The following is a 25,632-nucleotide window of genomic DNA, read 5'->3' on the forward strand; positions in this document are numbered from 1 at the left end:
AACTTAATGGATTTATCAAATATTAAAGAATTTTTTAAAAGATATGACTTCTCATTCTTTCTTTTGAGTTCAGTTATCTTTTTCTTCGGAATTCTTAATCTATATTCAGCAACACATGCGTCTGCCTCTACTGCACATGCTAATTTATTTAAAGTACAAATTGGATGGTATGCTCTTTCGATTGTAATTGCTTTCGTTATTAGTTTTATTAATCCACAAAACCTTTATCGTTTCGCATGGCCTATTTATCTATTCAATATTGTTCTACTAATATTGGTTATTGTTCTTGGTCATAAAGGAATGGGGGCAAGACGTTGGCTAATGATTGGGCCAATTAGATTCCAACCATCTGAGTTAATGAAAATATCTGTTATTTTCGTACTCGCTAGATACTTTAGAAATTATGCTCCTGATAGTGAACTTGGACTCAAGGATTTAATTAAGCCTGCTATCCTGGCATTTATCCCGACGATCTTAATTGTAGTTCAACCGGACTTAGGAACAGGACTTCTTATTCTTCTTATTTTCTTTACGATGGTTTTCTTTAGAAAACTTAAGTGGAAGACACTTTTAATTCTCGCTCTTGTTGGTCTTGTCAGTGGTGGAGTGATGTATCAATTCGGTTTAAAGGAATATCAAAGAAATCGTATTAAAACCTTTATTAATCCAACTGCGGATGCAAAAGGGACTGGCTATAATGCTATTCAATCAAAGATTGCTATTGGGTCTGGAAAAATATTCGGGAAGGGACTTAGAAAGTCCTCACAGGCTTCCCTGAACTACTTACCTGAAAACCATACTGACTTTGTATTTTCTATTTATAATGAAGAGCATGGCTTCTTTGGAGCAATCTTATTAATTGGGTTATATCTTTTCTTGTTTTTTAGATTTGTGTGGCTCTCTGTCAACGTCAGTAGAATCTTTGAGTCCGTCACCATTATCGGGGTCATGAGTATATTCTTCTGGCACACCTTTATTAATATGGGAATGGTCATGGGGTTATTACCTGTTGTTGGTCTGCCTCTTCCTTTAATGTCTTATGGTGGTTCTTCACTTTTGACATTTGGGGTTTGTATTGGAGTAGCGACTTCTATTTCAAATACAAGACGCTTCTTTTAGAGGAGCGGGATTTTGGCATCGATAATGCATCTATATTAGTAAAACAACTTAATATGGAGCAAATATGCTAAAAAAGATGATCAATTTTTTAACACTTGTCTTAATACTATCCGCGCCACAGGCCTTTGGTGCTGGTTTCGATAGTGAGTTCGAGTTATTTGATCGCCTTAAAGAAGATATGTGGAATCTAGGTCTAGATTTCGAATATGTGCATACAACTGATATGAAAATTCCGAATACTGATGTCATCGATGGGGGAGCTCAAGGGAGCGAGGATCAAATTATCGTGAAATCAGTACCTTATGAGTTAATTCACCGTTTTGAGAGAACATTTTAAGATTTGATTAAAATAGTACTAATATTTGACTATGTCTTTTTTATCTCGCTACAATATTCGTGTTAGTGAGGTATGCAATGAAGCACGTATCTGCAATTGGAAGTTTACTGAAGAAGATCTATCGTATCTACAGTAATCACATTCTTAGTTATCTACAAGACAAAGGCTTTACAGACTTAAGGCCAAGCTTTCTTGAAATTCTAGTTTATATTTGTGAAAACGAAGGACCAACTATCAAGGAGATTGGATCTTCTTGTGGCCTAAAAAAACAAACAATGACAAGCCATCTAAATGAATTACAAAAGCGTGGCTATATCGTTCGTAAATCTTCAGAAGTTGATAAGCGTGAACAACGCGTTTACTTAACTGAATATGGTGAGAAGTTTAAGTTCTCTCTCTTTGATGTTCTTGAATTAATTGAAGGTAATTATTCGAGAAGAATTGGAGAGGTTGAGCTTGAAAGAATTCAGTCTACTCTTGAGAATATGCACAACAAATTAAGTAATGTTGAAAGGCAAACTCTAGAGTCGAGAATTCAACTCAACCTATCTCTCGATTTTTAAGAAGTTTAAGCTACTTTAACTACAACTGAACCTTGAGTTGCCGGCCAAAATTTATAGCCGCCGGAAACGTTATTTACGTTAAAGAAACCTTTCTTTACTAGCTTTTCGCATGCTTGTATTGATTTAAGTCCATCCTCACTAATCACTAGGATAGGTGTTGTCTTATTTGTAATCTCAACATAGCGGTGATCGAGTTCTTCATACGGAATATGAATAGCACCTTCAAGCTTTACAGGTTTTTCATAATCCTTAGGTGTGATATCTAAAATAATATAATCCATATCCTTATCTTCGTAGACATCAAATGCTTTGCGAGGAGAAAGGTCATTATATGGAAGTCCCATTAAGATCATATTATCATCGATGAATTCACCATTTTTTACGCGAATTAAATGATTTCTTTGAAGTGAAACAGAGAAGTCGACCTTTTCGTCAATCTTAGCAAGGTTGCGTTCAATATTAGTTAGTCTAGTATTGATAAAATCTAGCATTTGAAAATATTTTAAATCCACGAAAATCCTCCTCGTTCCAATTTCTTATCGGCCAAATAAAAAGTGGAATGAAGGACTGTACCCTTATTTAGAAGAGAGGGTAAAAATTTCCGTAATAGATATTCCCAGTAATAACCGTTGTTAAGAAGCATGAAGTGAAGAGAATTGCACCTTCATAAATACCATAACCAAGTTCAACACTAAGGTTTGAATCGTCAGTATCATCCTTCTTAAGCTGTAGATCATCTTGAATTGAGAAGACCCAAATAAGGCCTTTACGAATAATTGGAATGATAATAATAGAGAGTAGGATTTTTAAAATAACTTGAATCGTGTACCACTTAATATCTTGCAGAGAGTGATCAAGTGATGATGAAATAATCGTACAAAGCCCTAAAATAAATCCCATGTATGAGATGGCAACCGCCAAGCTTTTTTGCACAAGTAGTCTATTAAAAGAGAGCTTTGAAATAATCTGAAATGTCTTTGAACAGAATCCAATGAGAACCACAGCAAAGAGCCATAGAAAAAGCGTCATAATAAGAGAACTATTTGAAACCTTAATAACAGTTTTTAAAATATAGGCCAAAGAAATTGAGTGAGAAAAACATATAATAGCGTAAGCATAGTTTTTACGACGTAAAATTTCATCAGCATATTCAAAGTTATAAAGAACAATACTTTCTAAAATATACAGTGAAGCTAGGTAGAGTGCGATTACCATTATCGACTCTAAAAATAATTGTCCAAGTGCAAAATACATTCCATCTGAAACATTTATTACAATATTCGAATAAATTATTCCGATTCCAATAATTCTTCCAAATAGGTGAATTGTATCAGTGGAGTTTTTTGATGGAGAGAATTTCTTTAGAATTTGATGTTTAATTGATGGAAAGAGAATTAAATGAGCTTGCTTATAAATATAAATAATAAAGCAAATAATTAGTGCAAAAATAATTCGAATAATTAATTTATCGTATAACTCATTCATTCTTTTGTTCCCACTTAGGTAAACTTGTATATTTCTTAAGTATGTCTTTTAGTGTTGTTTTATTTTCACTTTTTTTCTTGAACGCATAGTGTGCCGTAGTCACTGTTCCGTTTGTCCCAAATTCATTGTTTAGGCCATAGAAAGGAGAGCTTGCCTTTTCTAAGACAATCATTCTGCGATAAAAGTCATATGTTGGAGTAAATTCACCCCAGTGAAAGATTTGAGGAAAGTTTTTGTAGGTGCGGTGAAAGCGCCATACTTTTTGTCCTGAATCAGATGTTCTCCATGTTCCATAAGCAGGGGAGCCGATATAGATTGAACCCGGAGGCATTGGGACTGTTGAGCTTTCATCATTTTCATATCTTCTAAATAAAGACATCCCAATATTATTTTGATTCTCCAAGAAGAACTCTCGAGAAATCCTGACGTTAATTCTTTGGGGTGCTTTGAAGGCATGAATGATTTGGTATCGATGGTGATAAGTCTTAATCAGAGCACCAGTAGAAAATTCTCTTTCAAGAATAACTGAAATTGGTGAGCCCTTAAATATATTTGCATACGCATTCGCATTAGGAACAAATATTGTTCTCTTCTCAGACGGAGAAAAACTCTTCGATATACCGAGATAAAGCAAAATTAATAGCACATAAAGTGAAAACTTATTCATATCTATTTATTATAGACGGGCCCCATGAGGCTAGTCCAAAGATTCAAAGATTAATTTGAAGAAATAATTTTATTAATTTCTGCTAAATTCTCTTTGCTTAGTTTGTCCATGTCACAATGAAGTCTATTAATTGCGTGAGACTTCGAAAATTTATGGAATAGATCAGTTGCTTCGTTAATATCGAAGTATTCAGTCATTCCACCCATTTTTGAATTCCTTACAACTTTCATCGTGTATTGCCCCTTGTCCTTTGGTCTATCTGCTGCATAATACTTAGATAAACGTCCAGTTGAAGATGAGCGAATAACTTCCAGATTGATAGACTCTAGATAGGCTTGAACCTTCTCAAGAGTTGCCAATTGTGAAGAGTTGAAAGATTCAAAAATCTTTTCAGGCGTTTGATTGTTAACAATGGCCTTTGCGTAAGGATTATTTGAGTGTCTTAAAATCTTCATAAGGTGATAATCGTCGTGCTCAATATATTTTTCAATATCTGCCGGGATTAAATATTCATATGGAGAAGTTTTAAAATAGCGTTGTAAAAGTTTTTCAAGGCAAACTGCACGGTAGTGGAAGTAAACCATGATGAACATGTGGTAGCGACTTAGTAGGAAGTCATCAAAAGTAATAACTGCTCTTTCTGAAATACCAAGTGTAGCTTGGCCATCAATAATTGCAGGCTCAAGATTATCAAGAAGCCAGTCAAGATCGTAAGAACCATAACTAACTCCGCAGAAGTAACTATCTCTTAGAAGGTAGTCCATGCGGTCGCAGTCAAGTTCACTTGAAACTAATTGATGGAGAAGAGGGAAGTAGCTAATTCCATCGATTTTAAAATAATCGTGATCACTAGTTTCACCGCGAATTAAATCAGCAATATACTTTCTTTCAACTCCAAAGACTCTTTCAACTTCTTTTAGGCTATGAGCAAGGGAGCTATCTGCGATAGCTTTGATTGTATAATCTTCGTGAGTCGCTTGACGCTCACTATTTTTATCGCGATCAAGAAGATACTCTTGAGGAATTTTAAGATCAGTAAGCTTTGGCATTACGACTTCTGTCGAGTGACTTAAGGGCGCGTGGCCAATGTCATGCAGAAGGCAGGCAAGCTTGAAAGTTTCTTTAATCCTTAAGTGTTCTTTTGTGATGATTTGATTTTTGAAGAGACGGTCAAATGCCATTTCTCCAACTTTCATTACACCGATCGAGTGGATGAGGCGAGTATGAGTGGCACCTGGGAAAATATATTCAGAAAATCCAAGTTGCTTAATATTGCGAAGACGTTGGAAAAAGTCCGCGCGAATGATTGGCTCTTCTTCTTTAAGAATATGAATTGATCCGTGGACCGGGTCTCTTACTTCCATTAAAAATTCCTCAAAAATTAATTAATCTTATCTTTATTCGCAATCAGCCAATTAATGATATCTTGAGATTCGAACATCGGCTTATCATCGATATAGAGACATGGTACAGTTCTTCGTCCTGTAGTATTAATATGCCTTTCTAGGGCCGATGTGTCATTCATTATATCGCAATAAGTTAACTTAATCCCTAATTGATCAATAACATCCATAACGCGATGGCAAAATGGGCAGCCTGTATAGTAAAAAAATTCTAGTTTCATAATTTCGTTCCAAATAGAAAAAGCGGCAAAAGCCGCTTTTCTTATATTTATATTCGATATCAATAGATTTTAGTAAAAATCGTCCTCGTCTTCTTCCTCAGATGAGTCAAGGCCAAGTGCATATCTCTCATCTTCGTCAAGTTCTTCAGTAGAGATTTCTTCTTCTGGTGAGTCAAATGCATCGTTGTATCCCCAGCCAAAGCTAAGGTCATCTTTCTCATCTTGCTCATCATCAGGATTATACTCTTCTTGTAGGTTTGGTCCTGGCTCGTTGTAATCTTCCGCAGCTTCAAGTCCTACACTATCTTCAGTCTCTTCGATCGTTTCAAGCTTTGACTGTTCTGCCACTGCAAGCTTATCTTCTAATTCATATTCTTTTAGAGAGTCTGCTAATTGAGAATCAAGAGCATCTTTGTGCTTCTCTTTGTATTTTGCAATTGCTTCTTCGCGAGAAAGACCTTTGTTATCGGCAGATTTTTTTACAGTTTTCTTAGCGACTGTTTTGGCCGTTTTTGGAGCGGCTTTCTTTGTCGTTTTCTTTGCAGCTTTTTTTGCAACTTTCTTTGTTGCTTTCTTTGCAACTTTTTTTGCAACTTTCTTTGTTGCTTTCTTTGCTGTTTTTTTGGCTACTTTCTTTGCTGCTTTCTTTGTCGCTTTTTTAGCCGCTTTTTTTGCAACTTTCTTTGTTGCCTTCTTTGCAGTTTTTTTAGCTACTTTTTTTGCAACTTTCTTCGTTGCCTTCTTTGCAGTTTTTTTAGCTACTTTTTTTGCAACTTTCTTCGTTGCTTTCTTTGCAGCTTTTTTTGCAACTTTTTTTGCAACTTTCTTTGTTGCTTTCTTTGCAGTTTTTTTGGCTACTTTTTTTGCAGCTTTCTTAGTTGTTTTTTTAGTTACTTTCTTTGCCGCTTTCTTTGTTGCTTTTTTTGCAACTTTCTTCGTTGCTTTCTTTGCAGTTTTTTTGGCTACTTTTTTAGTTGCTTTCTTTGCAGTCTTTTTGGCTACTTTCTTCTTTGCCATATATACCTCGCGAAAAAGTTATAAATCGTCCTTAGTATATAAAAGAAATTAAAAATTTCGCAAGTTCTTTTTTATTTATAATGGCCCATTTAGGGCCATTTTAAAGGGGACTTGGTTAATTTAAGTAAAGTGATTAGAAGTATAAATTCGAACCAAATTCTTGCAGTTCAGTTCTTGGCAATGGGTTAGAAATGACATCTCCCGTGGCCTTAACATCTTCAGGGCTTCTTGGAGTTTCACCTTCTGGCGAGAAGCCTGCTTGAAACTCCATGTAATTTGATTCATTCTTCGCGTAACCTGACGCAGTATCTGTAATCGATGTTAGGCTAATAAGCTTTGTTGAATAGGCGTTACGGCGATGATTCTTATTTTTACTGGTGAATGGATTTACTGAACGTCCATTATTTTCCCCGCCATAATCTTTCCCAGGAGCATATGCCGTCCTTAGGGAGTTATTATTTAGTGACGGTGAAGGAGGGTTCGCTTCATTGTTCTGGCGGTAAGTCGTAATGTAGTAGAGGTTAGACTGTGTTTGTTGAGCCTTAGTGTTAATATACGTCTTTACGGCCCCTAATAGTGGGATCGTTTCACAGTTGTCTGGCTTTGCTTCTTCATCCTTTCCTAGAATGAAGTAAGTGAAGCGTGAGGCAATACTTTGTTTTTGGCACTGCGGAATCGGGAGGGCAACAGTAGTCGTTGTTGGGTCGCCATCAACATCTGGATCAAAGATTGCCTTTGAGGCTTCAATATAGGCCGTAGGATCTTGAGCACTAGTATTTCTTACTTTCGTTGCATAGAAATCCAGGGCCTTGCGATAAACGATAACAGCATCACTTAGAGTATCAATATAATCAGTTAGAACACCAGTCAGGGCCTCCCTGTCCTTATAAAGTAAAGTAGAGTGGAAGAGTGGTGCAAAGTAACCAATAGTTTTGGCCGCTGGATCAATATAGCGCACTGATGGAAAGTGATCGGCCGTCATATCTGTTTCTAAGCTGTTAACTGTTGGAACTAAGTAATTGAGAACATCATAATTTGTCGGAGCACGAACATTTTGAAAAGCTTCGATAAGATTTTGTGCTGTCACCCCGGCCTGATTTACCGTGTAGTTCGGAATATTTGCCCTTAAATCAACAAATTGCTTTGTTGTGAAAAGCCCTGCTTTCTCGCCAGTGATATTACTTGGGTTAGGATTGTAGGCAAGGGTTGGAAGGTCTGATTCCGAAGTCGTTTGCGAATTCAAATTATAGATCATATTCGGTATCGTAAATTTCACATCAACATTTGATGGAATCCCACCAATTGCAGCAGTTGTGTCAGCAGCATCTAGAAAAAAGTCTGAGGTTGCCGGTAGTGGTAGGCCCTGAATTTTTACACCATCAGTAGGGTCATCTGTTGTTCTTGGGTCACCAGTTGTTGTAAAGCCCATAATGAAGTTAGCACTTCTTGAACCAGAGGCATTTGCAATACGCGCTGAATTTGAACTCGATTCAGCATAATCTTTTCCAACTGTTGGTGAAACGAGGGCCGGCCCAATACGGCCACCAAAAGGCTTTGCTGCCGCATATGCTGCCATATCGATAAAGCCATTATTTTCTAGGAACGAAAATGGATTAAGTAAACCAAGGTACTTAGCTTTGGCCTTAACTGCATAATATGTCACAACTTTTGGATTCTTATAGAAGCCTAGAATATAGCCAGGTACAGGTAGTGAAGTCTTTGTCGATGCACATGACGCTTCTGCAGCTGTTCCGCTTGAATCAGGAACAGCAATCGTTGAAATCCCTTCAGTTGTAGGAGCAAAAGTTGTAAAGAACGTCGTGAAATTCATAATCATCGGTACAAGATCAAGATAGCGCTTTGATGAAGCAACTAGCTCACCGCCGTTATAACTGGCATCTTGTGGGATTAGGAAACTAGATAAAGATTGTGGTGAAGGTGTGAACGTCTTTGGAGCTAATTCATAAAGCACTAAAGACTTTGCAAATGCACCGTCGAATGTTGTTTTAAAAATTCCACCACCAAGAGTTTTTGCCGCGGCCATATAGGCTTTCAGTGGTCGATCGTTAATTGGAATTCCTGTCGATTGATTCTCCATAAATAGTTGCTCAGGGTTAACGCAACCAGTGGCAGAACCACCACCACAAATTCCTTGTGTAATAGGTGGGCGGTTTACGATCATCTCAAGATTTCTAATTCTAAGAGCAAGCTCCATTGATTCAATCCACGCACCTGTTCGATCTGCTGCTGCAATAGGAACATCATTTTGTGAAACACCGGCAGCAAAAGCGTAATTCTTTGCGGCCGAAAAGTTATAAGTTGAACGAACCATACAGTTCTTTGCTTTTAAATTAACAAAGGCATCCATTGTTCTTTCAAATTCTTCACTAACATCTGGAATCCCTGCGACGTGAAAGCGAGGAAGACCAGGGATTTGATAAATTGTACAAAGGTTTTCGTTATTACCAGAGCCAAAGTGAAGACAAATAGAGGGAACGTTGTAATGGTCACCCTTAACACCACTACTAAAGTCAGATCCACTTTCATCAAAGCGCTTCAAGGCAAAGTTCATTGTTGTTGTTGAGTTAGCATGAGTGTTCTCATTCGCAAGTTGGCCAAGAACGTAGTACTTAAACATCCACTCTTTATAAGTATTTCTCATCTCCCAATTAAGGTGAGCAATATTTGTTAGTTGTCTAGCTTGAGAAGCGGCTCCCGACCAGGCAGCAGTATCAACTGCATTTTGCAGATTGATCTTGGCCTTTACGAAGAGTCCAACATTCACCACAAATGCGATGAATGAAAAGATTGCCACAAGTGTAACTCCAAAGAAGATACTAATTTGGCCTTTCGTGTTCTTAACTAATTTTTTCGAATGTGAATGTTGTGGTTGTGTCATAATGCCTTATTTTTCCGGTAACTTAATGCTACCGAAAGTGGCATTTATGCGTCAATTGATATGAACACTTTCTATTTCTAGTTAGTTGCACCGAGTTAAGTTGGCATTGAACTTGTAATAGAAATAGGTACCAAGGATATGGTGCCTAATCCCTGGAGTAGAACGTTTGTACAGGCAAGGCTAACCACCTTAACCATGGCCTTTCGGTCATCTTTAAGTACTTGTTTTTGTGAGTACTTATCTCTACCAGGCTTATGGTCTTGTTCGAATCACGGATGAATAAGAACAGGGCCTGGTACCTTTTTTACCTGCTTAATTCTCAGCGACTAAATTGGTAAAATTAAGGAGTCGAAGTATGTTTACTTTGTCGATGCTTAGGAGGGCGATAATTGAAGACATTGAATTCATTTAATCCATTAGAGACGCGTACTTACAAATTTAAGAAAGCGCATATTGAATTCTTCTGTCCTCTTTGTCGCACTCAAAGGGCAGTTGTCACAAACCCTCACATGAATGCAAAAAACTACCTTCAGGTATTCATGCTTACAGTTGCTACAACTGGTGTACTTTATCCATTTATTAGCTTTGCAGGAATCTTTTCTTTCTTTCTATTCTGGGCAGGCTTTGAAGCAGCGCTTAGACTAAACTTCAAAAAAGAAATTCCATGTCCTCACTGTGGCTTTGATGCTGCTTGGTACAAGAAGGATGTGCGTATCGCGAAATCAAAAGTAAAAGAGTTTTGGCAGACTAGAGGTGGCCATGCTCAAATTGCTCCAGAGAATGTTGAGCAAGCTTTTGCAGACATGTATTAAAAAAATTTAGAACCTTCAATTTTTAATGAATATCATTTCAAGCTCTTGACGCAAGTTGTCCTTTTTTTTGTATTTGCATAGCTATTTATGACTTCTCGATAGGGGAAAGTCGTATTATTGTAGTAATGTATTCAGGTAATACTCAACCTTGCGGTTATAGCTGAATTCTTAAGTATTGTTTCAGCTATACGCGAAGAAAATTGGAGGAACAAATGAGTGTAAACAAGGTTATTTTAGTAGGACGTTTAGGACAAGATCCAGAACTTAAGTACACACCATCTGGGATGGCTGTATGTAACTTCTCACTAGCAACAGGTGAGTCTTGGACAGATAAGAACGGACAAAAACAAGAAAGAACTGAATGGCACAGAGTTGTTGTTTGGGGAAAACTTGCTGAATTATGTGGTCAATACCTAGCAAAAGGTCGTCAAGCTTACTTAGAAGGTCAACTTCAAACAAGATCTTGGGAAGACAAAGACGGTAACAAGAGATACACAACAGAAATCAATGCTAGAACAATTCAATTCCTTGGTGGAGCAGCTCCATCTGCTGGTCAAGGTGCTTCAATGGGTCAGTCTAATAACAACAACTCATTTAACCAAGAAATGCCTCAGCACGATGATATGAACCAAGGTTACGATATTTCATCGAACGCTTCATTCACAGCTGATGACATCCCATTCTAGAGATTAATTTAAATTTCTATATATGACTAAGGCCTGCTTTTGTGGGCCTTATTTATTTCTAAATACCTGAATTTTAAAGTAAACATAGAACGACTAAAGAAATCTTAACTTCGTGGCGATAAGTGAGTTGATGAGTCAGTTAAGATTTTTAACATTTCTAGTTATTCTTGCTTCATGTGGTTCTTTTGAGCAGCATGGGGGCCTTCTTCCTCTAAGCAAAGTTGAAAGTAATGAGATGCTTTTAACTGAAAGTGAGGAAGCTGAGTATCGTTACCTTGCAGACCTTTATGGGATCTCTGAAGAGAAACTTGATATCAAGGGGGACACTCCTAAGCGAGTTGTGCAAACAGAGAAAGACTGGCAACTTGAAGATATTAATCTTAATGAAATTGAAAATAGCTCATTTGTTATTAGCGACTACGAAGTAAGCTTTGTTGAAGATAAGTTTAAAAATGAAGCTCAACTAGTTGCAGAGGCCAAGGCCGCTGAAGCTGCTAAAAAAAGAAAGTCACGTGGAATTGCTTCTGTTCCAGAGGTAAGCTTAGTTCACAAGAAGAGAAGGCCAGCTTCACTCTTTGCTATGGCAAAGAAATCAACACCTGAATCAATTCGTTACTATATTGCTAAAAAAGGCGCTGATGTAAATGAGAAGAATAAGAGAGGTGATACTCCACTTCACATTGCTATCAAGAATAAGCGCTTCGATAATGTCCGTGCTTTATTAGGAATGAAGGCCGATCCAAATATTCCAGATGCGAACGGGAAGACTGTTGCCCAATATGCACAAGAGTTAGGAATAGAATCAATTTTAAAATTAATGAAGAAGAAATAAAAAAAGCTCCCTTCGGGAGCTTTTTTTTATTTTGTATATTCTTAGAATTTCTTTGAATTTATTTTGCAGCAGGAGCTGTTTCTTCAGTCGCTGGAGCAGTTTGTGCTGGAGCTGTTGTATCAGAGTTAAGTGGAGCTGCGATTGGCGCTGCACTATCAAGTAGTGATTTAGACTCTTTACCAGATTGAATCTTAGCAAGAAGAATACAGTTACCTAGGAAAAGAACAGTAAGTACAACTGTAATTTTACTTAGGATATTTCCTTGTTGGCTACCTGTGAATACGGCTTCTGAAGCACCACCTAGAAGACCTGCTTCCGCACCCTTACCAAATTGTAGAAGAACTACGATGATTAGAAGTACTGAAACAACACCGTGAAAAATCATTAAACCAGTAACCATAATTTATTTCCTTTCAATATAAATAGATAAATTAACAACAATTTATATCAACACATCGAGGCCATGACAAGTACTGTCTATGACCTGATGAGTTAAAAAATTATGATTTGATAATTATTTAGTTTGGACAACCAGTGAAAATTTGCTTTTCTAGATTGAAAAGATAGCAGTCACGTTTCTTGTAAGCGTTTTTAAAGAATAGTGGTGCTGCATTTGAAACGGCCTTTCTTACTTTATAGATTTCAGGCCAAGTAAGGGAAACAGGCATCTTTGTGTGAAGATAAATATTTCCGTTGTACGGTTTAGCGACGCGATCCCAAGCTTCTTGAGAAGGCTTATCATTGTCATCTCTATTTAGGAACCAAAGATTATCGAATTCACCTTTAAAGTCCTTAAAAAGCTGTGCAAATACTTCACCTTTATACGTGAACATATTGTCGAATTGAGTAAGCTCCGCTGTTTCTGAAATATTATATGAACCACTCATAAGGTTTGTCTTAGAGAAATCACTCTCATCATAATCAAAGATCATGTACTTGTGGTGATTAAGGGCCCAGTGACGAGGAGATGGTGCATGAGAGTAGTACTTAATTCTTACTGGTGCGACCTTATTCTTATTACCTGGAAGCTTCTTCCAATTGTAAACAAAGTAAGGAGTCATCTCTTTTGATTTTGTGCTTGTTTTATATTCTTGATTGTCGGCAACGATCTTAACATCAACACCTCGCTTAACAGCGTCCAAAAGTGCATCTGCTACATCTTTAATTACAAGGTGATTAACATTAACCAGAATATTCTTTTGAGATTCATTGATTAGCTTAATCATAGCATCGCGAACTAACCAAGTTTTCTGACCAGCTACCTTTTTAGGAGACATTCCTAAGTAGCGTCCAGTCTTGTAACTTTTAGAGCTTGGAGCATATTCTTTGTATGTGAAGTTCATTGAACTTGAAACGAATGAAGGATTCTCTTCTTCATTTGGAATATTCTTTAGATCTAAAAGATCAAGTGAAGCTAGGTTTTCTTCACTAACTTGTGAAGTGTAGATATCTTTTCCTGAATTCCAAAGAAACTTAAATTCTCGATTTAAAGTTTTAATTGTAGTACGACCTTCTTCAGAAGAGTCATTGTTGAAAATAAAGTTTTCAGAGTAACGAGATTTTGCACCACCTGAAAGGTTCGCACTAGAGTTGAATGCCCATTTATCATCAACGATTGAAAATTTCTCGTGCATTTTTTTGTAAGCGAACTTAACACCGCATCCGGCATCTTCAATTGATTTGGCATAATCAATTACGCGAGAACTACTTTTTAAATTAGGGTGAAGAACAACTTTTACATCGACACCCGAAAGGCATGCAACTTCAAGGTTCTTTGTTACTGTTGAGTCTGACCAGCTGTATACCGTTAGCCAAACTTTCTCTTTTGCGCCTTCGATTGCTGTATAAATTTGATTAAATGCTTCTTCACCTTGGTGTGGTGAGAAGAGGGCCCAGAAGCTTGTCCCAGCGAAGATATTACTTGCAATTAATGTCGTAAATAGCAGTTTTTTCATTGAGTCTCCCTACAGATTTGAGCATGGTGTATCCCACGCGATGCAAAATGAGAAGGTTATAAGAAATAATTTCAATAAAAAAGATGGTCACAAAGTGATATCAGTAACTTAAATAGATAATTTTTTTGACCTTCGGTAATCCCTTCTTTACCATTTTTATATGGGAAGAATTAAGAGACTTTGGCCATGGCTGGCCTGTGCTGCAGCGGTATTTTCGATCTCTGGAAATAGCTTTGCGAGTAGTTTAAAAATTACAACATTCAATCTACGTTGGTACGGACTTGGGGGAGAAATCTCTGGTCAAAGAACTGACGAATATCGTGATCCTTTTATCAAAGAATTTTTAAGCACGAAGTATATCAATACAGATATTTTTCTTTTTCAAGAAGTTATCGACACTGAACGATTGGGACAATTAATGGATGGCCTAGGTCACCACTGTGTTTCTTATCGTCATGAACAATTTAATCACCAGCACTTAATGATTTGCTTAAAGAAGTCACTTGATATCGTTCCTGAAAAAGGTGATGACGATTTTACTTACTCTTTATTAGAAAATCGTCCGTTTTTAAGACCTGCTCTTTATGGAAAGGTTATCGATCGTTATTCAAAACAGCCGCTTATTCACTTAGTTGGTCTTCATTTAAAAGCTGGCCCAGATGGAATTAGTGAACGCTTAGAGCAAGTTAATAACTTAAATAAGAGAGTACTAGAATACCGTGAAGCTAATTTGCCTGTAGTCATTGCAGGTGATCTTAATACTTATAGAAATACTCGCTATGAAGATAAAGAATCTGACTTAGTCGTTTTAGGTGAAGCATTCAATACAATTAATGTGACAAGAAGAACGAGTGACTATGATTATACTTATCGTAATGGTGGCTCAGGAAATGTTTTTGATCATTTCTATGTTTCAAATACAGTTGAAACAAAGTACGTTGAAATTTGGCGTGCTTGTAGTGGAAGTAGTCGAAACACAAAGAGACTTGAGAATCTTTCATGGTATCAGCGATTTATCTCAGATCACTGCCCAGTTTCATTAAGAGTTGATATTCAGTAGAAAGCTTAATTGTTAGTAAATTTTAACATTCGAATTTAACTTTAATTAGGCCTAACTGTTCATTTTTTTATGCTACTTTTTGTGGCATGAAAGCTTTAATTATTTTATCACTTACTGTTTTAACGTTTGTTTCTGCGCATTTCACGTATGCACAGGATGTGAAACCAAACGTTGTTTTATTAACCTCACTAGAAACACCAAAGGTTTGGTATCGTCCAAAAGGTTGGAAGATTGACCCCAAACTTGAAAAAATCTTCAAGAAGCACTTTAAAAAATCAGGCTACAATATTGTCATAAAGCATAGTGTGGATTTTCACGAGCTTCGCCGACAACTTCATAATCCAAATAATATCGCTGTTTTTTGGGCGTCTCATGCTGCAGGAACAAGTCAGAATACGACAGGTTCAAATAATATGGGAGCTGTCCTAAGTATTAACGGAAAGGATGTTAAGGATCTATTTAAGTCAGTCCATCCTAATATTCGCTACCTTGGTCTCGTTGGTTGTGATGCTCAGGGAATCTTAGATGAAATTTCACGTGAAGGACATTACCGTTATAATCCAAACCTAAAGACTCATTCATTTACAGAGAAAATCGATGCTAGAAAAGGACTTAGAACTTCACTAAAGGCATCGGTTGGACAACTCGGATATACAAAAAGAAGACTATTCTTCTTAAAAAAGAAGTCTCTTATTTTCCGTCACGATTTTTATGGAAGAGAGGATTTATTAAAAGTTAATCAATACTTTCATTGCGCAAAAGAGAATGGATATCTTGTTAAAGGTGTTCGTACATTAACTCAAGATTCGATGGAAGTTGCTATTACGAACCCTCAAGGTATTCTTAAAATTCTTCCGGCAGGAAAAGCTGGAGATCGCCAAGAATTTCAATTCTATCTACCATACCACCCAGAGTTTGCTCGTCGTGATATGAAAATTAATGTGGATAGTCTCATTTATTTTGGAGAAGAAAGAAAATATTTAGGTGAGTTTGATTTTTCAACAGAATGGGGAACAGACTGGCGTGTCTTTGCTAAGCCCGACGGAACGGTCTTAGGAGTTACTAAAAATCTATACTTACCAAGGGGAAGTTTGCCATCATTCGATGATGTTCAAACCTACAAGGAACTAAGTTGTAACGATACTGAAGAAATGAAAGTTCACGTCTTTTAATTAAGCGTGCAGACCCATGTAGCTGTCCGCTTGTAGGGCAGCTCCACCAACAAGGCCTCCGTCAATGTCTTTGCATGATAGGAGGTCTTCTACATTTGAAGGCTTAACTGATCCACCATAGAGAATCGATGTTTTATTTCCATCAATTGATAGATTATCATTTATATACTGACGTATATAGGCATGAGTTTCTTGTGCTTGCTCTGGAGTTGCTGTTACTCCTGTTCCTATTGCCCAAACTGGCTCGTAAGCAATAATAACGTTTTCACTGTCAATATCAGCAAGACCTTTACTTAACTGCTCTGCTAAAACCTCTTCGACTTTTCCGGCTTCTCTTTGCTCAAGTGTTTCACCAATGCAGAAAATAACTGTTAGGTCGTTGGCCAGAGCAATCTTTGCTTTTGCATTTAAAGTTGCATCGTCCTCATTGTAGATAGAGCGACGTTCAGAGTGTCCAATGATAACAAAATGTGCACCGATATCTTTTAGTGATGCAGGTGAGATCTCTCCCGTAAATGCACCGCTATTTTCTGTTGCACAATTTTGAGCACCAATTTTAAAATCATCAGTATTTTGCAGACAAATAGGGATGTGGATTGCTTGTGGAGCAATCCATGCTTCATGACGAAGTTTCGCGCTGTCGATAGCATCAAAGAAGGCGATAACGTCTTCAGTATTCTGATTCATCTTCCAGTTTCCTACGATATACTTCGTTCTCTCAGTCATATTTACATCCCTTATTATTACTTATTTATTCAACACCAAATTTTAGAGCACTAATACCTGGAAGGCTACCTTTCTCGATAAACTCAAGAGAAGCGCCACCGCCAGTCGATACATGACTCATTTTATTCGCAAGACCAGACTTATTAACTGCACTTACTGAATCACCTCCACCAACAAGAGTGTAGGCATTTGACTCGCTTAAAACTTCAGCAATAGCAAAAGTACCTTTTGCATATTCTTCATTCTCAAAAATACCCATTGGTCCATTCCAAAGGATTGTCTTTGCTTCACGAAGAATAGAGCTGTACTTTGCAATTGTTTGCTCACCGATATCTAAACCCATCTTTCCATCAGGGATACCAACTTTATCAACTGCTTCCGGCTTTCCACCAAACTCACTTGAAACGATATGGTCAATCGGAAGAATGATTTTATGTGCCGTACTTTGAGAAAAAATCTTTTTAGCAAGGCTTACATCTTCGTCACTGCAAAGTGAAGTTCCAACCTCATTTCCTTTTGCTTTTAGGAAAGGGTAGGCCATAGCTCCACCAATAATAAGATTAGAAACACTTGAAAGAAGTCTTTCAATGATTTTAATCTTGTCACTAACTTTTGCACCACCAACGACTGCAACAAATGGTGTCTCAGGTCTTTGCGTAATTTTTGAAAGAGCTTCGATTTCTTTCTTCATAAGAAGTCCTGCATAGGCCTTGTTTTTGAAGAAAGCATTAATTTCATAAGTTGAAGCGTGTTTTCTATGAGCAGCTCCAAATGCATCGTTAACATAAATGTCAGCATACTCAGAAAGTTTACGTGCAAACTCACGATCGTTTTCAGTTTCTTCTTTGTGGAAACGAAGGTTTTCAAGAAGAATGATCTTATTTGAGTTTAAAGTTAGAAGAGTTTTAATTCCGCGATCAAGACATGACTCAGTTAACGTTACTTCTTCACCCAGTTTATCTGCAAGGTAAGTTGCAACAGGCTCAAGAGAGAAGTCTGAGTTTACTTGTCCTTTAGGACGTCCAAGGTGAGACATCATAATTAACTTAGATGCTCCTTTGTCTAGGATTAGCTTGATTGTTTCAAGAGCATTATCAATTCTTGTTGTATCAGTAATCTCTTTAGTTTCTTTATCTAGAGGAACATTGAAATCAAAACGAACAAGAACTTTCTTGTCTTTGATTTTTGAATCATCAATGCTGTCAATAAATTGTAATGCCATAGTTTTTCCTAATTTTTTTTATTAAAGTTGGCTACCGATGAAACCTGCAAGGTCGATAACACGGTTAGAGAAACCTGCTTCGTTATCATACCAAGTAACAACTTTTACACTCTTTCCATCAATTACTTTTGTTAGATCAGCGTCTACACATGAAGACTCTCTCATACCCATGTAATCAACAGATACTAGTGGTTGTTTTTCAAAACCAAGAATACCTTTTAGAGTTGTTTCACTTGCTTCTTTTAGAGCTGCGTTTACTTCTTCTTCAGTAACTTCTGTTTCAACATTTACAGTTAGGTCAACAAGAGAAACGTTTGGAGTTGGAACGCGAATTGCGAAACCATCTAGCTTTCCTTTAAGTTCAGGAATAACTAGACCAACAGCTTTTGCTGCACCTGTTGTTGTTGGAACCATTGATACTGCTGCTGCACGAGCACGACGAAGGTCTGAGTGTGAAGCATCTAGAAGACACTGGTCACCAGTGTAAGAGTGAACAGTAGTCATGTGACCGTTGATTACACCAAACTTATCGTTTAGTACTTTTGCAACTGGTGAAAGACAGTTAGTTGTACAAGATGCATTTGAAACAACTGTGTGTTTTTGAGCATCATAAGTGTTTTCGTTGATTCCCATTACAATTGTGTTATCAACGTCTTTACCTGGACAACATAGAATAACTTTTTTAACAGTTCCTGTTACGTGCTTCATTAGTGATTTTTGATCTTTGAAAACACCTGTTGCATCGATTACGATATCAACTTTATCTTGTGTCCAAGGAATTTCACTTGGGTCTCTATACTTGTGAAAAGAAATCTCTTTTCCGTTAATGTGCATTTTGTGTGATTCATCTACACTTACTTCACCATTGAAACGACCAAATACTGAATCGTATTTGATAAGGTGAACGTAGTCGTGGATATCACCTGGTGAGTTAACAGCAACGACTTCTAAGTTTTCAATGTTGCGGTTAAAAATTTCTCTAAGAACTGTACGACCAATACGGCCCATACCATTAATACCAACGCGGATCTTTCCAGACATACCTGACTCCTGTGCTTAATTATTAAAAAAAATACCACTGTAATATGCCACAATCGAGAGAGATTGCCTACCGAAAGCACATATTTCTAGGAGGATGCGACGTTTTTGCTCACTGCCCAAAAAATAGCTGAACAGGCTATAATTTTACTAATGCAAACAAGTTCAAAAATGCCATCAAATATTATTCACTACAAATCCAAAGCGGATTATGAAAGTGGTGTTAAAAGCGAGGCCCCTGTCCCTGAAAAGCTTGTCAAAAACGCAACGAAAGTTGTGGAGAAAACTGCCAAGGTTGCCGAAGCCGCTGCCAAGGCATCAATCTCAACAGATGCTCTTGCAATTGCTCAGGCCGGAAAGAAGTTGGCTGTAGATGCTGTGACAACAGTTGCAAAGTCTGCTGTTAATGCACCTGAAGAAGCTAGTGAAGTAAAAGAAGTTAGTCCAATTAAGGAGCTACTTCCAATAAATAAGCCTGCAATTTTCTTTTTAGAGGGACTTCATCTTTCAACTCTAAGTTCTAAAGGAGGACTTGAGGATATCGCCAAGTCATTTAGTGATGGCGAATTTGTAAGTTGGAGTGATGAAGATAAGGTTTTGGAAGAAGTTTTAAGAAGGCCAAAGGATCAGCCAATTATTCTCGTAGGTCATTCTTTAGGAGGGGACGCTGTTGTTAACCTCGCTAATCGCTTAAATAGTGCGGAAGCAGGATTTCGAAGTGTGGATTTGCTCGTGACACTCGATTCAGTTGGCTTTGATAATGATATCATTCCAAAGAACGTCAAAAAGAATCTTAATTTCATGCTAGATCGATCTTTTATTTTCAATGATGGCCCTAATGTCGCTCGTGATTTTAAGACGACTGATGTGATTAATATCCTACGTCCTGAGGGGCATACGAAAATTGATGAAGCCCCAGATGTGCATCGCGAAATTTTTGAAGAAATCACCCAAGTTTTAGACCAAAACTATCTGGCCAAGAGAAAGCAACAACTTGCGGGCCTTTATCGCGCCTTCTATGAGATGAATCAGCAAAATAACTCATAATCCTTTCTAGTCTTTATCTTCTGATTATGCTATGAAGTGTCATGATTCAGACTCTTTTGTTATTATGTATCGCTTTGGCCAGCTCTTGCTTTGCAATTGTTGGGGGGGAAGCTGTTAATAAAGGAGAGTATCAGAGTGTCGTTGCTCTCGTTAGGCTTGGCCGTCCATTTTGTACTGGAGTGGCATTAACGCCTACTCATGTCCTTACTGCCGCTCATTGTCTTGAGAATAAAAATTACAAATCAATTCGTATCTATACTGGAGCAGGAAAAATTATGACTGCGGCTTCTTCAAAAGAGAACCTTGATGCTCAGTATAGTGTGGCCGCAGTGGAGCTTCATCCGAGCTTGAAATTCAAATATCCAAATGGACCTCTAGCAGACTTGGCCAGCTTGAAAACAGTTGATCTTGCTATCTTAACAACTGATGCTCCTCTTCGAGTGAAGAAATTCTACTCTCTTTTAACTGATCCCAAAGAGATTCTAGAAAAGATCGCTCCTGGAAAGCTTACGACAGCGGTTGGATTTGGTTATACTGGCGAAATCGGCTTTATGCCAATGGACTCTGCCCATGCTCATATTATTTACGGTCAAAAGAGAAAGGCCATAATTCCAATTTTTGAAGTCTTCTTTAACGAGATTGATATGAGAAACAAGCAAACAGATACTTGTTATATTGATAGTGGTGGACCTGTCTTTGTTGATGTTAACGGAGAACTAAAAATTGCTGCCATTGTATCTGCTTCATTTGGCTTTTGTGCGGAAGGCAAGTACGCAACACTTTACTCTCTTGCATACCACTCTGTTTGTTGGATTAAGAAGGTTACAGGTATCTCTGATGAGCATAGTGGCTTCCACTGTGGGCGAAATATAAAAATAGCTCAAGAATGTTACGGAATTAAGAATGAGGAAGATCTTCGTAGTTGCGCAGATAAGTACTCTGATGAAATCCTTCGAAGCTATCCTTAGCTGAATATTCAGTAACTTAGAAGATCAATTCATTTTGTTAACCATTTATAAAGATTTTTGTGAATTATATCTCGCGGGCCGCGTGTTATAATCACGCGATGGAAAAATCAAATCTCTCTAATATAAAGAAGCTCTACGAGCACAAGAAAAAAGTTTGTCATGATACTGAAATCAAACCTGAGGTTATTGAGGATTTCGTTGAAGAGGCCCTCAATATAATTTTGCCAGGTTCTGTGCGAATGCAATTTCTAAATTATGAAGACTTTGAATTGTATTTCAATCGCCACATCATTAATACGGATCAAATTTTTAATCATTTGAAACTTGATGCGCATGTCAGAGAAAAGTTAATAGCGTCGTATAGCGAAGAATTAGTGACGTTGGCAAAGAAAATAGAAATTGATGCTATTGCGCTCTTAGAAGGTGATCCTGCAGCACAAAATATCTGTGAGGTTGTTCTATGCTACCCAGGACTTTTTGCAATTGCCTCTCATCGTCTGGCCCATTTTTTCTATGAAAAATCTTTAACAATCTTTCCTCGAATGATTGCAGAATATGCACATAATAAAACAGGTATTGATATCCATCCAGGTGCACAAATTGGAGATTCATTCTTTATCGATCATGGAACTGGTGTCGTTATAGGGGAGACCGCAGTTATTGGTAATCGAGTAAAGATTTATCAAGGGGTAACATTAGGTGCTCTCTCAGTGAGTAAGGACTTACAAAATACGAAACGCCATCCCACTATTGAAGATGATTGTGTGATCTATGCTCACGCAACAATCTTGGGAGGAACGACTGTTATTGGTGAGGGGTCAACGATTGGTGGTAACGTTTGGCTAACACAAAGTGTGAAGAAGAAGTCTATTGTTTATCATAAAAGCGAAGTTCACTTAGATGTGAAGGATCGACAATTCAATATAGAGGAGCTTACATATGAAATTTAATAATATTTTGGAATCTGTTGGAAATACACCACTTGTAAAAATAAATCGTCTCTTTCCTGAGGCAAATAAGAAAAATATAACTATTTATGCGAAGCTTGAGCGCGCAAACCCTGGTGGTTCAATTAAAGATCGAATCGCAAAGAGAATGATTGAAGACGCGCAAAAGAAGGGCCTTGTCAAAGAAGGAACGGTAATTGTTGAGCCTACTTCTGGTAACACTGGAGTTGGTCTTGCAATGGCATGTGCTGTTCTTGGTTACCGCTTAATCATTACAATGCCAGAGAGTATGAGTTTAGAGAGAAGGCGTCTTATGGCACTTTTTGGTGCAGAGCTAGTTTTAACTCCGAAAGAAAAAGGTATGAAGGGAGCGATTGAAAAGGCCCAAGAAATTTGTGAGCAAGAAGCAAATTCATGGATGCCAATGCAATTTGATAATCCATCAAATGTTGATGTACACAGAGATACAACGGCCAAGGAGATTCTCGCTGATATTGATGGAAGTATCGACTACCTTATTACTGGAGTAGGTACTGGTGGACATATTACTGGTGTATCAGAGGTCTTAAAAGAGAAGTTTAATAACCTGAAGGTTGTGGCGGTTGAACCTGCGGATTCTCCTGTTCTCTCTGGAGGTGAGCCTGGGCCGCATCCAATACAGGGAATAGGTGCTGGTTTTGTACCTAGTGTTTTAAATCGAGAACTTCTTGATGAAGTTGTGACAATTAGTAAAGATGAAGCCTTTGAATTTGCAAGAAGTGCTGCCCGTCTTGAAGGCATCCTTCTAGGAATTTCAAGTGGTGCTTCACTAGCTGCAATTGAAAAGAAAATTAGTGAAATGCCAGAAGGCTCAACAGTATTAACATTCTGTTATGATACTGGTGAGCGCTACTTATCGACTGAAGGATTATTTTAATTTAAAGAATAGATTTTCGGCGTTGCTATTAGCAACGTCGATTAATTCTTGAGGATCAATTCCTTTATGAGTTGCAATAAAATCTGCAACACATGGAAGATAGAACGGAGCATTCTCTCTTCCTCTAAATGGAACAGGAGTAAGATACGGAGAGTCCGTTTCTAGTAGCATTTGCTCGACTGGAACAATATCTAAAACATCACGAACGTTAGTAGCATTCTTAAATGTAACAATTCCATTAAATCCAATATGAAAGCCTTCACTAAGGCAAAACGAAGCAAGCTCAATTCCTGAAGTAAAAGAGTGGATAACTCCTTTTCTTTTTAGTGTAGTTGAGAAGTTTTTTAAAATGGCCTTAGTATCTTCATCTGCTTCACGTGTGTGAATAACAACTGGCAGGTCACTATCACAAGCAATTTGCAGTTGCCTTTCAAAAGATTCTTTTTGAATGCTCGGATCTGAAAATTCATAGTAGTAATCTAGACCAATTTCTCCAACTGCTACAATCTTAGGGTTTGCTAAGTTGTCTTGAATTTCTTGATAAGTTTCTTCTGTAATGTGTTTGGCCTCGTGAGGATGAATTCCTTGAGTACCATAGACGATATCATTGGCCGTAAGCTCTCTAACTTTTTTAAGATTGTCTGGAGATACTGCAATTGTCACAACTTTATTAACACCATATTCCTGGCATTTGTTAAGTGTATCAATTAATTCTTGGCCTTTGAGATAGTCGAGATGACAGTGGGTCTCTATTGGACCCACTGTATATTTAGGAATAATTCTTTCTTTTTTTTTACTCATTAGTTCTTAGCTTTATTTTCTTTAAGAAGGTGATCCATAATCGCTGTGTAATCACTTAGTGGCCTAACACCTTCAATTTTTACACCATTAATTAGCTGAGTTGGTGTTGATTGTACATTAAAAGAATTTGCCTGAGTGATCATATCCACGACTGCCTGCTTTGTTTCAGGCTTTGCCATACACTCAGTAACTCCAAATTCCTTACCTTTATCGCTAATCCATTCAGCAGTAAGGTTTGCTTGGTTTTCAAAAATTGCATCATGTACTGATTTAAACTTTTGAGGTCCTACACAACTTGCAAGATAAGCAGCTTCACAAGCTAGTTGATGAAGTGGTCCACTCATTCCCGCATTACAATTGTGATCTAGTGGGTAAAAGAAATATTGGATATTAATTTTCCCTTCATACTTTTTTTCAATCGTTGGAAGAACTAAGTTAAGTGCGTTACAGGCCGGACATTGAAAGTCTGAAAAAACAGACATCTGGATTGGTGCATCTTTAAAGTCCTCTGAAGAAGAAGCTAGACGGTAAGGTGATGCTTTTTCTGGAGTACCTAAATTATTTAGGTTCTTAAACATTGCAACAATTTGTGCGCTTCTAGCAGTTGAATTTTCAACCTTTGAATTTGTAAACGCATAACCAATTGAACCACTAATAAGCATACAGACAGCAGCAGTTGCAAAGAATTTAATATCAAAGTCACGAGCTGCCTTATATTGAAACATCAAAGCTAATGCTAACCAAGAAGCAACGTAGTAAAGAGTACAGAATGGACAAAGTGTACCAAGCATTACAATTGAGTAAATAAATAGTACTAAACATCCAATACCGTTTAGAAGAAGGAGAAGAAATAAGCTTCCTTCTGCATGCTTACTATTTACCATATAAAAAAGCATAACCATGGCACCCATAACAATTCCGAAGATTGAAATAGGAACGCCTGCAATATTTGAAAGAGGTGAAAGTGTTGCAGCATCACATGTTAAGAAAGAGTTGATGTTACAGGCCGAAGCCGAACCAAATCCTACCGGAAACTTAATTTGGTAGTAGTGGTTTGTTAGATAAATTGAAAGAATAAACATCGACAGACCTGCGATGAAGAATAAAACTTTCTTGTTAAAATTTAGGCGATTTAAAAAACTATCAGTCATATTTTAATTCCTTTTTAAAATATTATAATTTCTCTTGGTTGTTTGGTTTCTTCTAAAGCTATTATAGTTGAGATTTGCGAATGTGCATATATTGGTAGATATGACATAGGCCTGTGGAAAATGTTCAGCAATTTGCTTCTTCACCTCCATCTCTAAGCTGAATGTTAATCTGCCTTCTACCATGTCAAAAGCTTGGGAGTTAGGAAAATTTTGTTTAAATTCTTCGCTAACCTCATAATTTACAGCACTTATATGAGGTCCAATGAGAATAATGTGAGGCTCTATTGCCTTAACTTCTTTATTTAGAATGATTTCTTGTGCAACTCCACGCCATCCAGCATGAAGATTGGCCACGCCAAACTTTCCTATAATGGCAATTGGTAGACAGTCAGCAGTTTTAATGGCCAATGGTTGGCTCAGTTCAAGTTTAGAGACAATCCCATCGGCCTCAATACTATTTGTGGTAGGTGTTTTAACTACAATATCCGAATGGATTTGCTTTACTTCATCAAATTCAAAGTCTGGACGATCATCGTAGGTCTCAAAGAGAAAATCACCAATTTTTTTTTGATAAAGTAGCTGTGCCAT

General features: G+C 37.4%; 27 protein-coding genes. 12 read left to right on the top strand and 15 right to left on the bottom strand.

What is annotated here, in order from left to right; translation table 11 throughout:
• The first annotated feature begins 6 nt into the window (after window positions 1-6).
• The 3 genes from rodA to C0Z22_RS08125 all read left to right on the top strand — a co-directional run bounded on the left by rodA (window position 7) and on the right by C0Z22_RS08125 (window position 2,019).
• Window positions 7-1,119 carry a rod shape-determining protein RodA gene (gene rodA / locus C0Z22_RS08115; RefSeq protein ID WP_103217856.1) on the top strand — a complete coding sequence of 371 codons (1,113 nt, stop codon included), beginning with the start codon at window positions 7-9 and terminating at the stop codon, window positions 1,117-1,119.
• A 64-nt stretch (window positions 1,120-1,183) separates the two neighbouring features.
• Window positions 1,184-1,456, top strand: coding sequence for a hypothetical protein (locus tag C0Z22_RS08120; RefSeq protein ID WP_103217857.1), 273 nt, complete (start codon window positions 1,184-1,186; stop codon window positions 1,454-1,456).
• A 77-nt stretch (window positions 1,457-1,533) separates the two neighbouring features.
• On the top strand, window positions 1,534-2,019 hold the full coding sequence (locus C0Z22_RS08125) for a MarR family winged helix-turn-helix transcriptional regulator (protein ID WP_103217858.1): 486 nt from the start codon (window positions 1,534-1,536) through the stop codon (window positions 2,017-2,019).
• Window positions 2,020-2,024: 5 nt separating this feature from the next.
• Here C0Z22_RS08125 and C0Z22_RS08130 read toward each other — a convergent pair whose 3' ends face one another.
• The 7 genes from C0Z22_RS08130 to C0Z22_RS08160 form a co-directional block, all read right to left on the bottom strand.
• Window positions 2,025-2,531 carry a rhodanese-like domain-containing protein gene (locus C0Z22_RS08130; protein WP_103217859.1) on the bottom strand — a complete coding sequence of 169 codons (507 nt, stop codon included), beginning with the start codon at window positions 2,529-2,531 and terminating at the stop codon, window positions 2,025-2,027.
• A 67-nt stretch (window positions 2,532-2,598) separates the two neighbouring features.
• On the bottom strand, window positions 2,599-3,504 hold the full coding sequence (locus C0Z22_RS08135; protein WP_103217860.1) for a hypothetical protein: 906 nt from the start codon (window positions 3,502-3,504) through the stop codon (window positions 2,599-2,601).
• The gene (locus tag C0Z22_RS08140) at window positions 3,497-4,171 is read right to left on the bottom strand and encodes a hypothetical protein (protein WP_103217861.1); all 675 of its coding nucleotides are present in this window, start codon (window positions 4,169-4,171) and stop codon (window positions 3,497-3,499) included. Before C0Z22_RS08140 ends, C0Z22_RS08135 begins: the two co-directional genes overlap by 8 nt.
• A gap of 50 nt (window positions 4,172-4,221) precedes the next feature.
• Window positions 4,222-5,535, bottom strand: a complete 1,314-nt coding sequence (locus C0Z22_RS08145; protein WP_103217862.1) for an HD domain-containing protein — start codon at window positions 5,533-5,535, stop codon at window positions 4,222-4,224.
• 17 nt (window positions 5,536-5,552) lie between these two features.
• Entirely contained in the window at window positions 5,553-5,795 is a 243-nt protein-coding gene (locus tag C0Z22_RS08150) for a glutaredoxin (protein WP_103217863.1), read from the bottom strand.
• Window positions 5,796-5,864: 69 nt separating this feature from the next.
• The gene (locus tag C0Z22_RS08155) at window positions 5,865-6,812 is read right to left on the bottom strand and encodes a histone protein (protein WP_103217864.1); all 948 of its coding nucleotides are present in this window, start codon (window positions 6,810-6,812) and stop codon (window positions 5,865-5,867) included.
• A 133-nt stretch (window positions 6,813-6,945) separates the two neighbouring features.
• The gene (locus C0Z22_RS08160; RefSeq protein ID WP_103217865.1) at window positions 6,946-9,711 is read right to left on the bottom strand and encodes a Tad domain-containing protein; all 2,766 of its coding nucleotides are present in this window, start codon (window positions 9,709-9,711) and stop codon (window positions 6,946-6,948) included.
• Between the two features lie 389 nt (window positions 9,712-10,100).
• Here C0Z22_RS08160 and C0Z22_RS08165 point away from each other — a divergent pair, with 389 nt between their 5' ends.
• The 3 genes from C0Z22_RS08165 to C0Z22_RS08175 all read left to right on the top strand — a co-directional run bounded on the left by C0Z22_RS08165 (window position 10,101) and on the right by C0Z22_RS08175 (window position 12,041).
• Window positions 10,101-10,523: a hypothetical protein gene (locus C0Z22_RS08165; RefSeq protein ID WP_103217866.1), complete on the top strand. Its 423-nt coding sequence runs from the start codon at window positions 10,101-10,103 to the stop codon at window positions 10,521-10,523.
• 212 nt (window positions 10,524-10,735) lie between these two features.
• The gene (locus C0Z22_RS08170) at window positions 10,736-11,209 is read left to right on the top strand and encodes a single-stranded DNA-binding protein (RefSeq protein WP_103217867.1); all 474 of its coding nucleotides are present in this window, start codon (window positions 10,736-10,738) and stop codon (window positions 11,207-11,209) included.
• Window positions 11,210-11,339: 130 nt separating this feature from the next.
• Entirely contained in the window at window positions 11,340-12,041 is a 702-nt protein-coding gene (locus C0Z22_RS08175; protein WP_103217868.1) for an ankyrin repeat domain-containing protein, read from the top strand.
• 58 nt (window positions 12,042-12,099) lie between these two features.
• On the opposite strand, the gene secG is transcribed toward C0Z22_RS08175, so the two are convergent.
• Entirely contained in the window at window positions 12,100-12,441 is a 342-nt protein-coding gene (gene secG / locus C0Z22_RS08180) for a preprotein translocase subunit SecG (RefSeq protein ID WP_103217869.1), read from the bottom strand.
• A gap of 118 nt (window positions 12,442-12,559) precedes the next feature.
• On the bottom strand, window positions 12,560-13,996 hold the full coding sequence (locus C0Z22_RS08185) for a phosphatidylserine/phosphatidylglycerophosphate/cardiolipin synthase family protein (protein ID WP_103217870.1): 1,437 nt from the start codon (window positions 13,994-13,996) through the stop codon (window positions 12,560-12,562).
• Window positions 13,997-14,156: 160 nt separating this feature from the next.
• Here C0Z22_RS08185 and C0Z22_RS08190 point away from each other — a divergent pair, with 160 nt between their 5' ends.
• A complete protein-coding gene (locus C0Z22_RS08190) occupies window positions 14,157-15,056 on the top strand; it encodes an endonuclease/exonuclease/phosphatase family protein (RefSeq protein WP_103217871.1) in 900 nt (299 codons plus the stop codon).
• Between the two features lie 86 nt (window positions 15,057-15,142).
• On the top strand, window positions 15,143-16,228 hold the full coding sequence (locus C0Z22_RS08195; RefSeq protein ID WP_103217872.1) for a hypothetical protein: 1,086 nt from the start codon (window positions 15,143-15,145) through the stop codon (window positions 16,226-16,228).
• Here the strand turns inward: C0Z22_RS08195 and tpiA are convergent, their stop codons facing one another.
• The 3 genes from tpiA to gap are packed head-to-tail and all read right to left on the bottom strand — an operon-like array spanning window position 16,229 to window position 19,217.
• Complete coding sequence (tpiA, locus tag C0Z22_RS08200) at window positions 16,229-16,954, bottom strand: triose-phosphate isomerase (RefSeq protein WP_103217873.1); 726 nt, start codon at window positions 16,952-16,954, stop codon at window positions 16,229-16,231.
• Window positions 16,955-16,979: 25 nt separating this feature from the next.
• Entirely contained in the window at window positions 16,980-18,176 is a 1,197-nt protein-coding gene (pgk, locus tag C0Z22_RS08205; RefSeq protein WP_103217874.1) for a phosphoglycerate kinase, read from the bottom strand.
• Between the two features lie 21 nt (window positions 18,177-18,197).
• On the bottom strand, window positions 18,198-19,217 hold the full coding sequence (gap, locus tag C0Z22_RS08210; RefSeq protein ID WP_103217875.1) for a type I glyceraldehyde-3-phosphate dehydrogenase: 1,020 nt from the start codon (window positions 19,215-19,217) through the stop codon (window positions 18,198-18,200).
• 150 nt (window positions 19,218-19,367) lie between these two features.
• Here gap and C0Z22_RS08215 point away from each other — a divergent pair, with 150 nt between their 5' ends.
• From C0Z22_RS08215 to cysK, 4 genes are all read left to right on the top strand, one after another.
• Window positions 19,368-20,261 (top strand): hypothetical protein, encoded by an 894-nt coding sequence (locus tag C0Z22_RS08215; protein ID WP_146037841.1) that lies wholly within the window; start codon window positions 19,368-19,370, stop codon window positions 20,259-20,261.
• 41 nt (window positions 20,262-20,302) lie between these two features.
• A complete protein-coding gene (locus C0Z22_RS08220; RefSeq protein ID WP_103217877.1) occupies window positions 20,303-21,229 on the top strand; it encodes a trypsin-like serine protease in 927 nt (308 codons plus the stop codon).
• Between the two features lie 98 nt (window positions 21,230-21,327).
• On the top strand, window positions 21,328-22,179 hold the full coding sequence (epsC, locus tag C0Z22_RS08225; RefSeq protein ID WP_103217878.1) for a serine O-acetyltransferase EpsC: 852 nt from the start codon (window positions 21,328-21,330) through the stop codon (window positions 22,177-22,179).
• The gene (gene cysK / locus C0Z22_RS08230) at window positions 22,169-23,092 is read left to right on the top strand and encodes a cysteine synthase A (protein ID WP_103217879.1); all 924 of its coding nucleotides are present in this window, start codon (window positions 22,169-22,171) and stop codon (window positions 23,090-23,092) included. Before epsC ends, cysK begins: the two co-directional genes overlap by 11 nt.
• Here cysK and C0Z22_RS08235 read toward each other — a convergent pair.
• The 3 genes from C0Z22_RS08235 to C0Z22_RS08245 are packed head-to-tail and all read right to left on the bottom strand — an operon-like array spanning window position 23,084 to window position 25,632.
• Window positions 23,084-23,893 carry a TatD family hydrolase gene (locus tag C0Z22_RS08235; RefSeq protein WP_103217880.1) on the bottom strand — a complete coding sequence of 270 codons (810 nt, stop codon included), beginning with the start codon at window positions 23,891-23,893 and terminating at the stop codon, window positions 23,084-23,086. The genes cysK and C0Z22_RS08235 overlap by 9 nt on opposite strands.
• Window positions 23,893-25,044 carry a thioredoxin domain-containing protein gene (locus C0Z22_RS08240; RefSeq protein ID WP_103217881.1) on the bottom strand — a complete coding sequence of 384 codons (1,152 nt, stop codon included), beginning with the start codon at window positions 25,042-25,044 and terminating at the stop codon, window positions 23,893-23,895. Before C0Z22_RS08240 ends, C0Z22_RS08235 begins: the two co-directional genes overlap by 1 nt.
• A 3-nt stretch (window positions 25,045-25,047) precedes the next feature.
• Window positions 25,048-25,632, bottom strand: coding sequence for a polyphenol oxidase family protein (locus C0Z22_RS08245; RefSeq protein ID WP_103217882.1), 585 nt, complete (start codon window positions 25,630-25,632; stop codon window positions 25,048-25,050).

The organism is Halobacteriovorax sp. DA5 (assembly GCF_002903145.1).
Classification (GTDB): Bacteria; Bdellovibrionota; Bacteriovoracia; order Bacteriovoracales; family Bacteriovoracaceae; genus Halobacteriovorax_A.

What these genes read in the sequence shown, in the direction of transcription:
- C0Z22_RS08160 (WP_103217865.1), bottom strand. Translation starts at nt 9,711, where the DNA reads ATGACACAACCACAACATTCACATTCGAAAAAATTAGTTAAGAACACG.
- C0Z22_RS08220 (WP_103217877.1), top strand. Translation starts at nt 20,303, where the DNA reads ATGATTCAGACTCTTTTGTTATTATGTATCGCTTTGGCCAGCTCTTGC.
- C0Z22_RS08195 (WP_103217872.1), top strand. Translation starts at nt 15,143, where the DNA reads ATGAAAGCTTTAATTATTTTATCACTTACTGTTTTAACGTTTGTTTCT.
- secG (WP_103217869.1), bottom strand. Translation starts at nt 12,441, where the DNA reads ATGGTTACTGGTTTAATGATTTTTCACGGTGTTGTTTCAGTACTTCTA.
- C0Z22_RS08175 (WP_103217868.1), top strand. Translation starts at nt 11,340, where the DNA reads ATGAGTCAGTTAAGATTTTTAACATTTCTAGTTATTCTTGCTTCATGT.
- gap (WP_103217875.1), bottom strand. Translation starts at nt 19,217, where the DNA reads ATGTCTGGAAAGATCCGCGTTGGTATTAATGGTATGGGCCGTATTGGT.
- C0Z22_RS08120 (WP_103217857.1), top strand. Translation starts at nt 1,184, where the DNA reads ATGCTAAAAAAGATGATCAATTTTTTAACACTTGTCTTAATACTATCC.
- C0Z22_RS08145 (WP_103217862.1), bottom strand. Translation starts at nt 5,535, where the DNA reads ATGGAAGTAAGAGACCCGGTCCACGGATCAATTCATATTCTTAAAGAA.
- rodA (WP_103217856.1), top strand. Translation starts at nt 7, where the DNA reads ATGGATTTATCAAATATTAAAGAATTTTTTAAAAGATATGACTTCTCA.
- C0Z22_RS08150 (WP_103217863.1), bottom strand. Translation starts at nt 5,795, where the DNA reads ATGAAACTAGAATTTTTTTACTATACAGGCTGCCCATTTTGCCATCGC.
- C0Z22_RS08185 (WP_103217870.1), bottom strand. Translation starts at nt 13,996, where the DNA reads ATGAAAAAACTGCTATTTACGACATTAATTGCAAGTAATATCTTCGCT.
- cysK (WP_103217879.1), top strand. Translation starts at nt 22,169, where the DNA reads ATGAAATTTAATAATATTTTGGAATCTGTTGGAAATACACCACTTGTA.
- pgk (WP_103217874.1), bottom strand. Translation starts at nt 18,176, where the DNA reads ATGGCATTACAATTTATTGACAGCATTGATGATTCAAAAATCAAAGAC.
- C0Z22_RS08125 (WP_103217858.1), top strand. Translation starts at nt 1,534, where the DNA reads ATGAAGCACGTATCTGCAATTGGAAGTTTACTGAAGAAGATCTATCGT.
- C0Z22_RS08215 (WP_146037841.1), top strand. Translation starts at nt 19,368, where the DNA reads ATGCAAACAAGTTCAAAAATGCCATCAAATATTATTCACTACAAATCC.
- C0Z22_RS08235 (WP_103217880.1), bottom strand. Translation starts at nt 23,893, where the DNA reads ATGAGTAAAAAAAAAGAAAGAATTATTCCTAAATATACAGTGGGTCCA.
- epsC (WP_103217878.1), top strand. Translation starts at nt 21,328, where the DNA reads ATGGAAAAATCAAATCTCTCTAATATAAAGAAGCTCTACGAGCACAAG.
- tpiA (WP_103217873.1), bottom strand. Translation starts at nt 16,954, where the DNA reads ATGACTGAGAGAACGAAGTATATCGTAGGAAACTGGAAGATGAATCAG.
- C0Z22_RS08170 (WP_103217867.1), top strand. Translation starts at nt 10,736, where the DNA reads ATGAGTGTAAACAAGGTTATTTTAGTAGGACGTTTAGGACAAGATCCA.
- C0Z22_RS08135 (WP_103217860.1), bottom strand. Translation starts at nt 3,504, where the DNA reads ATGAATGAGTTATACGATAAATTAATTATTCGAATTATTTTTGCACTA.
- C0Z22_RS08140 (WP_103217861.1), bottom strand. Translation starts at nt 4,171, where the DNA reads ATGAATAAGTTTTCACTTTATGTGCTATTAATTTTGCTTTATCTCGGT.
- C0Z22_RS08155 (WP_103217864.1), bottom strand. Translation starts at nt 6,812, where the DNA reads ATGGCAAAGAAGAAAGTAGCCAAAAAGACTGCAAAGAAAGCAACTAAA.
- C0Z22_RS08240 (WP_103217881.1), bottom strand. Translation starts at nt 25,044, where the DNA reads ATGACTGATAGTTTTTTAAATCGCCTAAATTTTAACAAGAAAGTTTTA.
- C0Z22_RS08245 (WP_103217882.1), bottom strand. Translation starts at nt 25,632, where the DNA reads ATGGCACAGCTACTTTATCAAAAAAAAATTGGTGATTTTCTCTTTGAG.
- C0Z22_RS08190 (WP_103217871.1), top strand. Translation starts at nt 14,157, where the DNA reads ATGGGAAGAATTAAGAGACTTTGGCCATGGCTGGCCTGTGCTGCAGCG.